11 protein-coding genes are annotated in these 12,280 nt (G+C 43.9%); 6 read left to right on the top strand and 5 right to left on the bottom strand.

Features of this window, described 5'->3' with window-relative positions; genetic code table 11:
- Nucleotide 1: 1 nt before the first annotated feature.
- Nucleotides 2-1,222, bottom strand: coding sequence for a cystathionine gamma-synthase (gene metB / locus JJQ94_RS07040; protein WP_099028937.1), 1,221 nt, complete (start codon nucleotides 1,220-1,222; stop codon nucleotides 2-4).
- A 344-nt stretch (nucleotides 1,223-1,566) separates the two neighbouring features.
- Here metB and metJ point away from each other — a divergent pair, with 344 nt between their 5' ends.
- Nucleotides 1,567-1,887 (top strand): met regulon transcriptional regulator MetJ, encoded by a 321-nt coding sequence (gene metJ, locus JJQ94_RS07035; RefSeq protein ID WP_010368921.1) that lies wholly within the window; start codon nucleotides 1,567-1,569, stop codon nucleotides 1,885-1,887.
- Nucleotides 1,888-1,967: 80 nt separating this feature from the next.
- Here metJ and JJQ94_RS07030 read toward each other — a convergent pair whose 3' ends face one another.
- Both JJQ94_RS07030 and rpmE read right to left on the bottom strand, forming a co-directional pair.
- Nucleotides 1,968-3,209 (bottom strand): malic enzyme-like NAD(P)-binding protein, encoded by a 1,242-nt coding sequence (locus JJQ94_RS07030; protein WP_099028936.1) that lies wholly within the window; start codon nucleotides 3,207-3,209, stop codon nucleotides 1,968-1,970.
- A gap of 771 nt (nucleotides 3,210-3,980) precedes the next feature.
- Nucleotides 3,981-4,196, bottom strand: a complete 216-nt coding sequence (gene rpmE, locus JJQ94_RS07025; RefSeq protein WP_010607053.1) for a 50S ribosomal protein L31 — start codon at nucleotides 4,194-4,196, stop codon at nucleotides 3,981-3,983.
- A gap of 214 nt (nucleotides 4,197-4,410) precedes the next feature.
- Between rpmE and priA the strand changes: the two genes are divergently transcribed.
- From priA to JJQ94_RS07000, 5 genes are all read left to right on the top strand, one after another.
- Nucleotides 4,411-6,582, top strand: coding sequence for a primosomal protein N' (priA, locus tag JJQ94_RS07020; protein WP_099028935.1), 2,172 nt, complete (start codon nucleotides 4,411-4,413; stop codon nucleotides 6,580-6,582).
- 13 nt (nucleotides 6,583-6,595) lie between these two features.
- Nucleotides 6,596-7,126 carry an SPOR domain-containing protein gene (locus JJQ94_RS07015; RefSeq protein ID WP_099028934.1) on the top strand — a complete coding sequence of 177 codons (531 nt, stop codon included), beginning with the start codon at nucleotides 6,596-6,598 and terminating at the stop codon, nucleotides 7,124-7,126.
- Nucleotides 7,127-7,196: 70 nt separating this feature from the next.
- Nucleotides 7,197-7,715, top strand: a complete 519-nt coding sequence (gene hslV / locus JJQ94_RS07010) for an ATP-dependent protease subunit HslV (protein ID WP_010368932.1) — start codon at nucleotides 7,197-7,199, stop codon at nucleotides 7,713-7,715.
- An 11-nt stretch (nucleotides 7,716-7,726) separates the two neighbouring features.
- Nucleotides 7,727-9,055 (top strand): HslU--HslV peptidase ATPase subunit, encoded by a 1,329-nt coding sequence (hslU, locus tag JJQ94_RS07005; protein ID WP_010607051.1) that lies wholly within the window; start codon nucleotides 7,727-7,729, stop codon nucleotides 9,053-9,055.
- 49 nt (nucleotides 9,056-9,104) lie between these two features.
- Entirely contained in the window at nucleotides 9,105-9,479 is a 375-nt protein-coding gene (locus tag JJQ94_RS07000) for a gamma-butyrobetaine hydroxylase-like domain-containing protein (protein WP_099028933.1), read from the top strand.
- A 2-nt stretch (nucleotides 9,480-9,481) separates the two neighbouring features.
- On the opposite strand, the gene JJQ94_RS06995 is transcribed toward JJQ94_RS07000, so the two are convergent.
- Nucleotides 9,482-10,030 carry a hypothetical protein gene (locus JJQ94_RS06995; RefSeq protein WP_099028932.1) on the bottom strand — a complete coding sequence of 183 codons (549 nt, stop codon included), beginning with the start codon at nucleotides 10,028-10,030 and terminating at the stop codon, nucleotides 9,482-9,484.
- 291 nt (nucleotides 10,031-10,321) lie between these two features.
- On the bottom strand, nucleotides 10,322-12,202 hold the full coding sequence (locus JJQ94_RS06990; protein ID WP_099028931.1) for a methyl-accepting chemotaxis protein: 1,881 nt from the start codon (nucleotides 12,200-12,202) through the stop codon (nucleotides 10,322-10,324).
- Between the last annotated feature and the right edge of the window lie 78 nt (nucleotides 12,203-12,280).

The following is a 12,280-nucleotide window of genomic DNA, read 5'->3' as shown; positions in this document are numbered from 1 at the left end:
CTCACCACAACGCTACTGTATGTGCAGGCGTTAATTTGAATGACTTTGCATCATCACTCGCCTGACTTTCATCAATACATGCAAATCCTGATTCCAGATCTGCAATGAGATCCTGTGCATCTTCAATGCCCACAGAAATACGAATCAACGTGTCGCCCACTCCCGCTTCTAAACGTGCTTGCGGATCCATACCTGCGTGTGTCATTGTCGCTGGATGGCAAATAAGACTCTCAACCCCACCTAAAGATTCTGCCAATGAAAAGTGCGTTAGAGACGTTAAAAACTTCGCAGATGTTTGCAGATCGCCTTTGATATCGAAGCTCACCATACCACCAAAACCGAGTTGTTGTTTTTTCGCAAGTTCGTGTTGAGGATGCGACTCAAGGCCAGGGTAATAAACTTGGCTAACATACGCCGACTTTTCTAAATACTCCGCAATCAGCTGGGCATTTTCTTGATGTTGGCGTAAACGCACGTTTAAGGTGCGCAGCCCACGTAGGGTAAGATAACTATCAAAAGGTGCGCCGGTAATACCAATATTATTCGCCCACCAAGCTAACTCATCACCCAACTCCTGTGTACGCGCGATCACCGCGCCCCCCACGACATCAGAATGACCATTGATATATTTAGTGGTTGAATGCACGACTACATCCACGCCAAAGGCAATGGGATTTTGTAGTGCAGGAGACAAGAAGGTGTTGTCGGCGGCAACCAAAGCACCCACAGCGTGTGCTGCATTTACGACGGCTTCTATATCCGTTAGCCTTAATATTGGGTTACTTGGTGTTTCAATCCAAACTAATTTAGGTTTGATCTGCTGCAGCTGTGCAAGACTTTCAGGTTGCGTGAGATCCAAGACGGCTAATTTGAGTAGTCCACGCTTTGCAAGCGATGTAAATAAGCGATAGCTACCACCGTAACAGTCATGTGGAATAACCAGCGTATCGTCATGGTTAAGTAGCTGTGTTACTAGGTGAACGGCAGCCATACCAGTCGCGGTAATAATGCCACGAGCACCACCTTCTAGTTCGGTAAGTGCCTGTGCAAGCACATCACGATTAAAGTTACCGCTGCGGCCATAATCGTAGTCGCGTTTGGTATCAAAATCGGCAAAAGAATAGGTGGTAGAAAGGTAAAGCGGTGGCACTACTGCCCCATGCGCTTTATCAGCTTCTATACCGTGACGCACTGCAACCGTCGATTTGTTAACTTGACTCATAAGGTCACCTAGATAGTTGGATGTTTAGACGTCTAAAAGGTTAGAGCAACAGAAACTAGAAGTCAAAACATTTATACTGCTAAATGGCTAAATAACTAGTATTTGACTATCTTTTTTAAACCGATAAAATTTCGCCACTCTAGGCGTTGCTAATACGACTGAGTTATTGAAAACTATGGCAGAGATTCTTCTATCTCGCTATGGCGGATTAGTTTATTCATCTCTTTGAGTTTGGGATTTATCTTTAATTCGTAAGGTTATCTCTATATTCATGCGGTTGGTGAATAATGTAGACCAGAACCCAGTCATATTGGCATTGATGTAACTGAGGCAAGTACACAATTATGGCAAAATGGAACGGTGAGTATATTCACCCATATGCAGAACACGGTAAGAAAGCAGAGCAAGTAAAAAAGATCACGGTGAGCATACCTCTGAATGTACTCAAAGTGCTAACTGATGAGCGTACACGTCGCCAAGTGAATAACTTACGTCATGCCACGAACAGTGAGCTTTTATGTGAGGCGTTTCTACATGCTTTCACAGGTCAGCCACTGCCGAGCGATGAAGACTTGAGAAAAGATAATCCAGAGCGTATTCCGCTAGAGGTAAGACAAATAATGGAAGAGCGCGGTTTGGAGATCCCAGAAATAAACGAAGAGTGATAGCTACTCTCTCGCTCTGGAAAACAGACACAAAAAAAGCCTCAATCGAGGCTTTTTTCATTTGGATAATACCAATGGTATTATTCCATATATCCAGCAGGCATATCGATTTGTGCCACGCCTGATTCAATTGCAGCTACCGCTACCGCTTTTGCGATACGAGGTAACAAACGCGGGTCCATTGGTTTTGGAATAATATACTCAGGACCAAACTCAAGACTATCCACGTCAGCCGCTTTTAACACTTCAGCAGGCACTGGTTCTTTCGCAATCGTTCTAATCGCTTCAACCGCTGCAATCTTCATCTCGTCATTGATAGCGGTTGCACGTACATCAAGCGCACCACGGAAGATAAACGGGAAACACAGCACGTTATTCACTTGGTTTGGATAATCTGAGCGACCTGTCGCCATGATCAAATCATTACGTGCACCGTGTGCAACGTCAGGGCTGATCTCAGGATCTGGGTTAGAGCAAGCGAATACCACTGGCTTGTCAGCCATTAGCTTCAGATCTTCAGCAGAAAGTAAGTCTGGACCAGAAACACCAACAAATACGTCCGCATCCGCAATCACGTCTTGTAACGTACGCTTATCCGTGTTGTTTGCAAACAGCTCTTTGTATTCATTTAGGTCATCACGGCGAGTATGGATCACGCCTTTTCTATCCAGCATATAGATGTGCTCACGTTGAGCACCGCATTTGATCAATAATTCCATACAAGCAATAGCGGCTGCACCCGCGCCAAGACACACAATAATCGCATCATGAATATCTTTACCTTGGATTTCCAATGCATTCAGCATACCCGCAGCGGTTACAATTGCGGTGCCGTGCTGATCATCATGGAATACAGGAACGTCACAACGTTCGATTAGCGCGCGCTCAATTTCAAAGCACTCTGGCGCTTTAATATCTTCAAGGTTAATACCACCAAACGTGTCTGCGATATTTGCCACCGTATTGATGAAGTCTTCGGTGGTATTGTGCTTAACTTCGATATCGATTGAATCAAGACCCGCAAAACGCTTAAATAATAGCGCCTTACCTTCCATAACAGGCTTTGACGCCAAAGGACCTAAGTTACCCAAGCCAAGAATTGCCGTACCATTACTGATCACCGCAACCATATTTCCTTTACCCGTGTAACGGTATGCATTCGCCGGATCAGCCGCGATTTCACGTACTGGCTCTGCAACACCTGGGCTATATGCAAGTGCTAAGTCTTTTACGGTCTCGGCAGGTTTAGTGAGTTCAACACTGATTTTACCTGGAACGGGCTTCTCGTGATAATCTAGAGCTTGTTGACGAAAATCTGTCATGGCGCGATATTTTCCTACGAAGTTAATGTGAGAGTGTGGTAAACGTTCGCATTCTGAATGTCGGCAACCTATCTGGCTGGTTACAGCAACACACAGTGCGATTAACTATATGAGCGACGACATTCAACCACTCAACAAGCATATGTGCTTTGCTGTCGCGGTATGTCAATAGGACATATAGTTAATCGACCGTATTCACACAATACCGAGTTTTGCTCATTATTCAAGTAAAATCAGGTCTATCCACTAGCACGGTATTTTCTATACTTTTCCGAGAAGATAAGCTCAATTTTAAGAAATATTTCACAAATAAAATGACTAAAACTTAAAAAATAAGACGCTAAAACCAGCACAAAGTGAATAAAATTGACACAGATGTACACCAAATATAAAAACAATAAGAAAATAGCAACTTAACTAACTTTAACGTCAAGATACCCACATTTAATCGCAATATAGTGACTTTAGTTTATATAAAGTGCTCATACCTGATACTATTTACTATATGAGCTTTGATTATTTTCACAACTTAAGCTCGTAAATGTTCAGTATTTATCTACTAAATAGAGTTTTTACTCAACCCAAGAGATCAGTAAAGTTTTGCTGCCAAACTGGCAAGTTTTTTATTTTAGAAGAATAAAAGACACAATAAGACAGGGTGACTGACGGTCTGTCTGTTGATGAAGAATAGGATGTATAAATCGGGAAGGTATTTTCAAACAAGCACAAAAAAAGCACCCAAAGGTGCTTCTTTCGACTAGACCAACAAGATTACTTCTTGCTGCTAAGTGCACCGAAACGCTTGTTAAAGCGATCTACACGGCCACCTGTGTCAAGGATCTTCTGCTTACCAGTGTAGAACGGGTGACATGCAGAACATACGTCTAGGTGAATATCTTTACATAGCGTTGAACGAGTTTCGAACTTGTTACCGCAAGAGCACGATGCAGTGATCGTCTCGTAATTAGGGTGAATACCTTCTTTCATAGCAACCTCTAGTTAAGGCCGTATCGCTCTCCAAACCCGAAGCCTGGCACCATACGTAGTTATACAAAAATGTGGACGCATATTCTAGTGCCTAACTGAACAATCTACAAGCAATATTTCAGAGTTTTTTATCGCCGTCGCAGAGTACGTTTTCAATTCGTGCCACCTTAGGTATATACTTCGTCACTGCGCTCACTTTATGGAATTGTAATACATGCTCATTCTTGAAGTAGCTTTAAAGCTGCCACTGCACCGAACATTCGACTATTTGCTAGCACCAACCATGCAAGTTGAAGCAGGAATGAGAGTCACCGTCAATTTCGCCAACCGTCGTTGCACTGCAATTGCGCTTGCTAAAAAAGACGACACCGATGTACCAAAAGAAAAGCTCAAGCAAATTATTGAGGTGTTGGACGAGCATCCTGTCTTTAATCAAGCACAACTTAGCTTTTTACACTTTGTCTCTCAGTATTACTGTCATCCTATTGGCGATACCTTATTCACAGCACTACCGGCAGTACTCAGAGATGGTGGAAGCCCAGACAAAACACAGATCCCTATCGTCAGATTAACGGAAAAAGGGCAAAAGCTACCAACACTACGAGCCAAAAAGCAACAAGCACTGCTTTCTCAATTATATGAAGGTGGCGCAATAAAATTAAGCGAGCTCAAAGCGCTCGGGTTTGCTAGCCAAACGATTAAAGCATTGGAAGAAAAAGCGCTTATCTCACAATCTATTGAGCATGATAGTGATTGGTCGCAAAACGAATTACAGCTAGGCGAAAAGCCGCGCCTAAACGACCAGCAAGCGACTATTTGCAGCGCTGTCAATGCACAAGTCGGTTACCGTACCTTTTTAATCGAAGGTGTAACGGGAAGTGGTAAAACCGAAGTCTACTTACAAAGCCTTGAAAACATAATAAAAGCGGGTAAACAAGCACTGATCTTGGTGCCTGAAATTGGACTCACACCGCAAACAGTCAACCGCTTTAAAAAGCGCTTTAATAACCTGCCCATTGATTTATGGCACTCAAATCTAACCGATAACGAGCGCCTGCATACTTGGCGTCGTGCCGAAAAGGGTCTGAGCGCTTTGGTTATCGGTACTCGCTCGGCCATTTTTTTGCCATTTCAAAATCTCGGCATGATCATCGTTGACGAAGAGCACGACAACTCGTTTAAACAGCAAGAAGGCCTGCGCTATCACGCCAGAGATCTCGCTGCATTTCGAGCGCATCAGGCGCACTGCCCCTTGCTTTTGGGAACCGCAACACCGGCATTAGAAACATTACACAAAGCCATTACCAACAAATATCAACTCGTCACACTGAGTAAACGAGCGCAGACCCAGCACGATAACCAATTTCACCTTGTAGACATGAAAGGTCAGCCAGAACAAGGCGGGTTTTCACCAATGAGTTTACATTGGATGGAAAAAACACTCGCTCGCGGTAAGCAGGTTATGGTGTTTCTAAATCGTCGGGGTTTTGCACCAACATTGATGTGTCACGAATGCGGATGGCTTAATACCTGTAAACATTGCTCTACCAGCGCCACGTACCATAAAAACATGAACCGCTTGGTATGCCATCATTGCGGTGAGCAGGACTTTGTACCGAGACAGTGTCCAGATTGCGGCAGCACCCAAATCATGCCCACAGGGCTTGGTACAGAACAACTCGAAGGCTTTTTAAGCGAACGCTTCGCTGATATTCCTGTTACTCGCATTGACCGAGACTCCACGCGCCGTAAGGGCAGCCTTGAAAGCGCCCTTGAAGAGATTAATCAAGGTGGCGCGCGAATTCTGGTCGGCACTCAAATGCTTGCCAAAGGCCACCACTTTGCCGATGTCAGTCTTGTGATTATCTTGGATGTGGACTCAGGACTTTACTCTTGCGACTTTAGAGCAACCGAGCAAATGGCGCAGCTTATTACGCAAGTTGCTGGACGAGCCGGACGCGCCGGTGAAGCGGGAACCGTGTTATTGCAAACACATTTTCCAGAACATCCATTATTGCAAGATTTAATCAATAACGGCTACGGCGACTTTGCGCGATATGCCTTACAAGAGCGTGAAGAAGCAATGCTTCCCCCCTTCGCACACTTAGCTATCATCCGCGCCGAGGCAACAAATATAAATACAGTATTGCGCTTTTTGTCGGATTTGGTTCCAGCTACCCCCTATCCTGGTATACAATTGCTGGGTCCAATTCCAGCACCACTTGAACGAATAGCTGGAAAGTTCAGATATCAATTACATATACACGCACAACAACGCACTGTGCTGCGGGACTACCTTTCGCAACTTGCGCGCTATATCGCCACGCATGAGTCTGCCAATCGAGTACGCTGGAGCATAGATGTTGATCCAATGGATAGCTATTAAAATCAAATAACCTATGGCACAGCACGATTACATCAATAAGAAACCTAAAGGCAAGGGGAAAGACAAGCCAGAAAAATCGGCAAAATTTCCTGTTATTGCTGCTATTTTTGCATTTCTACTGATCGGTGGGTTTGCCTACGGTCTTTGGTTTATAAAAACCAATGCCGATCCTAAAGAAGTAGAGCAAGCCAAAAACCCGCACCCAATTGCCGAGCAAAAGGTTATTAAACCAAAGCCTCGCCCACCTGAGTTCATTGAAGAAATTAAAAATCATGAAATCAAGGTCGAAGTTAAAGAGATCGAGAGCAAAGGCCCCTATCAAATGCAGTGTGGTTCATTTAGAACCCATAGCCAAGCCGAAGCCATGAAAGCCAAAGTTGCGTTTGCTGGATTAATCGCGGAGATCCGTCGTACCGAAGGGAGTAACGGTGTCTGGTATCGTGTCCGTCTTGGTCCCTACGATACCAAACGTTTAGCCGAGAGTGATAAAAACAAGTTGCAGCGTGTTGGGATATTTGGCTGCGGGATTTGGGGCTGGACTTGATTTTTATAAGTCTACCCATATTTCCTACTAATCTAGAGTTACACGGGCACAGGCCCAGATAAGGATTACTATGACTACCATCGTTAGTGTTCGTCGCGATGACAAAGTGGTTATCGGCGGTGATGGCCAAGTTTCGCTTGGTAACACAGTTATGAAAGGCAACGCACGTAAAGTACGTCGTCTATACAATGGTAAAGTACTGGCAGGTTTCGCTGGCGGTACAGCTGATGCATTTACATTATTTGAACGCTTTGAAGCAAAGCTTGAGATGCACCAAGGCCATCTCACTAAAGCAGCCGTAGAAATGGCAAAAGACTGGCGTACCGACAGAGCATTAAGAAGGCTTGAAGCCCTACTTGCGGTAGCCGATGAAACCGCCTCGCTTATCATCACAGGTAACGGCGATGTGGTGCAGCCAGAGCATGACCTTATTGCTATCGGCAGTGGTGGTAACTTCGCACAGGCGGCTGCAACCGCACTACTTGAAAATACAGACTTAAGTGCGAAAGAAATCGTGGAAAAGAGCCTGAAGATCGCTGGCGATATCTGCGTATTTACCAATAATTTCCAAACTATCGAAGAATTGTAATAGGACTCGTCATGACAGCTATGACTCCAAGAGAGATTGTGCACGAGCTTGATCAACACATTATCGGTCAGGACAAAGCCAAAAAAGCCGTCGCGATTGCACTGCGCAACCGCTGGCGTCGTATGCAGCTTGATGAAGAGCTGCGTGCAGAAGTTACACCAAAGAATATTTTGATGATCGGCCCAACGGGTGTAGGTAAAACTGAAATTGCCCGCCGTTTAGCAAAGCTTGCTAACGCGCCATTTATCAAAGTAGAAGCGACTAAGTTCACCGAAGTGGGTTATGTTGGTAAAGAAGTTGAAACCATCATCCGTGACCTAGTTGAAGTTTCTTTTAAACTAACACGTGAACAGCAAACTAAGAAATTCAAATTCCGCGCTGAAGAAGCTGCTGAAGAGCGTATTTTAGATGCACTTTTGCCACCAGCAAAAGACGCTTGGGGTGAGTCTCAGCCAAATGAAAATTCGTCAACACGCCAAGTATTTCGTAAGAAACTACGTGAAGGTCAGTTAGACGACAAAGAAATTGAGATCGACATCGCAGAAACGGCGCCTCATGTTGAGATCATGTCACCTCCTGGTATGGAAGAAATGACCAGCCAGCTACAGAGCATGTTCCAAAACATGTCGGGTGACAAGAAAAAGAACCGTAAGCTGAAAATTAAAGAAGCACTTAAGTTATTGATTGAAGAAGAAGCTGCAAAGCTTGTTAATCCAGAAGAGCTTAAAGAGCAAGCTATTGAATCCGTTGAACAAAATGGTATCGTGTTTATTGATGAAATCGATAAAATTTGTAAGCGCGGAGAATCTTCTGGCCCAGATGTTAGCCGTGAGGGTGTACAACGCGACTTACTACCACTTATCGAAGGTTCAACCGTTAATACTAAACACGGTATGGTAAAAACCGACCACATTCTATTTATCGCGTCAGGTGCATTCCAAATGGCCAAGCCGTCGGATTTAATCCCAGAGCTACAAGGTCGTTTACCTATTCGCGTTGAACTAGAAGCACTAACTGCGGGTGATTTCAAACGTATTCTAACTGAGCCAAATGCATCTCTTACAGAGCAGCAACAGGCGCTACTTAAAACAGAAGACGTCACTATCGACTTTACCGATGACGCTATCACCAAACTGGCTGAAGCTGCATATCAGGTCAACGAGAAAACTGAAAACATCGGTGCGCGTCGCCTTCACACTGTGATGGAAAAACTGATGGAAGAGATTTCATTCGATGCCAGTGAAAAGGCCGGTGATACCTTGACGATTGATGCCGCCTACGTTGAACAGCATTTAGACATGCTTGTTCAGGATGAAGATTTAAGTCGCTTCATTCTGTAAATGAAAATCAAAAGCGGAGCCTTGCTCCGCTTTTTGAGATATACAAACTATGTATCAAGTCACCAAACTTCATTATCATACGCTCAGTAAAGTGCTCGATGTTTATTTTGAGGACGGCCGCTGTTTTACGCTAAGTGCCGAATTTCTGCGAACACACTCACCATCCGCCGAAGTACAAGGACATAGCCCAGCGCAAAAGCAACTCGTGCTAAACAAGCAGAATGTCGCTATCAAGACAATTGAACCCGTTGGTCACTATGCTGCACGCTTTGTTTTTGATGATGGCCACGACTCAGGGCTCTACAGCTGGCAATACTTATACACTATAGCTACACAACACGATGCGCTATGGCAGGAATACGTAGACGCGGTAGAAGAGTATAAAACCCAAAAGGACAGCGTACCTATCAAGTTTGTGCCTTAAATTTACTGTTGATAAGCAGCCTGATACGAAGATTTGACATTATCGACCAAGCTATCTAAAACCTTTAAATTCATCTTATTGGGGAAGAAATCAGCTTGTGCCGCTAGTTTGTTACGCATCTTCATTAGTGTCACTCTATCTTCTTTTAAAAACGCAACGCTCGCGGCTATATACTCTACCCAAAGGAACTCGGCGGGATTATTCTTCGCAGAGAGCAGAAGTGCCTCTCCAACCTCTATCGCCTTTTCTCGCTTTCCCGCCATAGCGTAATTCTGAAATAAATGCCATTGCAAACTTGCTTGCTGCTCTCCAGTCATGGTTTTATATTGCTCAATGAGCATTGCAGCTTCTAAATAACAACCCTGATTATACAGTACTCGCCACCCAGAGTTAGGTGTTTGATCAAAGCTTTTATAATTCATATTAGTCATGTTATTGCGTAAAGTATCAAAGCTATCTCGGCATAACATCGAGGCTTGAACAGAAAAGTTTCCCATAGCCAAAAGTAAAAATAGCCCCCGGATACAAGAATTACGTGTGGAGAGTTTCATTTAAATATTCCTTTTCAACATGTGACTTTCTCTTTATAAAACATACCTTTTAAAGATGCAAACCCCTACCTAAGACGATCCGGAAAATTTCTGCAACAGTACATATTACTCACGATGTTGAATAGAGTCGCCTTAAATGCAATACGCTTCTCAATATTCAAAATGACAATCAACCTGAACTTTAAAAATAATAAGCAAGCTCATTTCTTATCCGATCCTCAGGTTAAATAAAAAACCCCACTATAAAATAAGTGGGGCTTCGACATAAAGAATCTTAGGTTGAATTGGTGTTTATACCTGATACTTAGCAACGGCTTGGTGTAATACGCGCGCTTGCTCTGCGACTTCTTCACTACTTTGCGCATTAGAACGAGCATGCTCTGACGCACCTTGCGCAATGTCTCTGATCTTAACCACGTTTTTATTCACTTCTGAAGCAACTTGGTTTTGTTCATCAATTGCCGTCGCGATATGCGTGCTCATTTCCATAATCGTTTGCACATCTTGGGTGATCATGCTGAGCAACTCCCCAGCCTTTTCGGCTTGCGACACACTTTCATTGCCTTGCTCACGACATTGTTCCATGATGTTCACCACTTCTCGTGTACGCTGTTGCAGTGTAGAAATGATACTTTCGATTTCTTGTGTGGAGTCTTGAGTGCGCTGCGCAAGTGACCTAACTTCATCCGCCACAACAGCAAAACCTCGACCTTGCTCACCTGCGCGCGCAGCTTCAATAGCAGCGTTTAGCGCAAGTAAGTTTGTTTGTTCTGCAATACCACGGATCACATCCAAGACAGAGCCAATGGTTTCACCGTCACGCTCTAACTGGGCAACAACGCTTGAAGCACCACCTAACGATTCCGATAACTGCATGATGTGCTCAATTGTTGCTGTAACCTCACGGCGACCTTGTTGCGCATTTTCATTCGTTGTCTCGGCTTTATGCGCCGCTTCACCCGTATTATGAGAAATGTCTTGGATCGTCGCTTGCATCTCGGTTGCAGCGGTTGCGACCATATCCGCTTCGTGCAACTGCTCAGCCATACCAGTACTCGTTTGGGCTGTTGTCTCCGTTAAATGATCCGTGGCTTCATTAATGGTTGCCAACGCCCCATTCACATCAGCAATGAGATCTCTAAAGTCAGAAATTAAGCTATTAAAGTCACGGGTCATAATCGTGATTTCGTCATTGCCGCTTTGCTCAATTTGTAGACTTAAATTATTTTCACGACGAATACGTTCAATGGTTTGATAAACGCGCTCTACGGGCTGAATAATTGAGCGACTAGTCGATAACACCAAAGTCATCACGATAATACCAGCCACAACAAATACACCAATGGCGAGCATCTGAGTTTTATCAACGTTTTCTTTGATCTCTGCTTTTGCCTGTTCTACGACTTCAGAGACCACCGCATCACTTTTCTCAACACTCACTTTCATTTTTCCTAGCGCACCGCTCGTCAAATCTAAGCCAAGTGCTTCTTGTGCTCGAACTAAACTCGCAAATTTGGATTGATAGGTGTTCAATAAGTTAAGCAACTTAGATTGATATTGAGCGTTAAACCCAGCACCACGAATTTCCTGAGAAAACTGTGCAACTAGCTCGTCAAAGTATTTCAAGTATTTGATGTCAAAACGTAGCATAAAGTCTTTTTCGGCTCGGCGAAGCTGCAGCATGGTTGCAAGGAGTTGATAATTCTGTTGCTCTTTTATCAGTGTTTCTACCTCGTGTACCGCACCACGAAGCTCACCGTAAAGGGCATCCTTTGGATGCAATCCAATTGTTTTTTGTAATTGCACCACTTTTTGAAAGTCATCGTAATAACTTTTTGCTAACCGATCGAATTCGTTGATCCGGTCTAAATCGACATCAAAATCAGAAAAAGTCCCCTGCAATAAAGCGAGCTTAGTTTGTAGCTCTCGATACTCGTTCTCAAACTCATCGAGTGACTCTACCTGCTTGTAAAAAAGGAAGTTTTTCTCGTGTTTGCGCATTGCTAATTCATGAATGTCGAGCTCTTCTGCATATTGAATGGTTTCATTCAATTTCAGCATAGTACGAGCTTCGTACATGATCATAATTAACATAACAACCAAGGCAATCCCTACCACTAATGCATTCACTTGCAAACGACGTCTGATAGTCAGATTTTCTAATACCGCCATCGGCTTACCTACAATGTTAATAGACTGGCTAAAGTATAGCTGAAGCCTTTCTGCCTTGCCTCATAATAGGTAATGATT

The organism is Pseudoalteromonas sp. GCY (genome assembly GCF_016695175.1).
In the GTDB taxonomy this organism is placed as follows: Bacteria; Pseudomonadota; Gammaproteobacteria; order Enterobacterales; family Alteromonadaceae; genus Pseudoalteromonas.
The sequence above is the reverse complement of the archived record's forward strand: the minus strand, read 5'-3'. Positions and strand labels throughout refer to the sequence as shown.

Coding starts and splice junctions, on each gene's coding strand:
- JJQ94_RS06990 (WP_099028931.1), bottom strand. CDS start 12,202: ATGGCGGTATTAGAAAATCTGACTATCAGACGTCGTTTGCAAGTGAAT.
- metB (WP_099028937.1), bottom strand. CDS start 1,222: ATGAGTCAAGTTAACAAATCGACGGTTGCAGTGCGTCACGGTATAGAA.
- JJQ94_RS07015 (WP_099028934.1), top strand. CDS start 6,596: ATGGCACAGCACGATTACATCAATAAGAAACCTAAAGGCAAGGGGAAA.
- hslU (WP_010607051.1), top strand. CDS start 7,727: ATGACAGCTATGACTCCAAGAGAGATTGTGCACGAGCTTGATCAACAC.
- priA (WP_099028935.1), top strand. CDS start 4,411: ATGCTCATTCTTGAAGTAGCTTTAAAGCTGCCACTGCACCGAACATTC.
- hslV (WP_010368932.1), top strand. CDS start 7,197: ATGACTACCATCGTTAGTGTTCGTCGCGATGACAAAGTGGTTATCGGC.
- metJ (WP_010368921.1), top strand. CDS start 1,567: ATGGCAAAATGGAACGGTGAGTATATTCACCCATATGCAGAACACGGT.
- rpmE (WP_010607053.1), bottom strand. CDS start 4,196: ATGAAAGAAGGTATTCACCCTAATTACGAGACGATCACTGCATCGTGC.
- JJQ94_RS06995 (WP_099028932.1), bottom strand. CDS start 10,030: ATGAAACTCTCCACACGTAATTCTTGTATCCGGGGGCTATTTTTACTT.
- JJQ94_RS07000 (WP_099028933.1), top strand. CDS start 9,105: ATGTATCAAGTCACCAAACTTCATTATCATACGCTCAGTAAAGTGCTC.
- JJQ94_RS07030 (WP_099028936.1), bottom strand. CDS start 3,209: ATGACAGATTTTCGTCAACAAGCTCTAGATTATCACGAGAAGCCCGTT.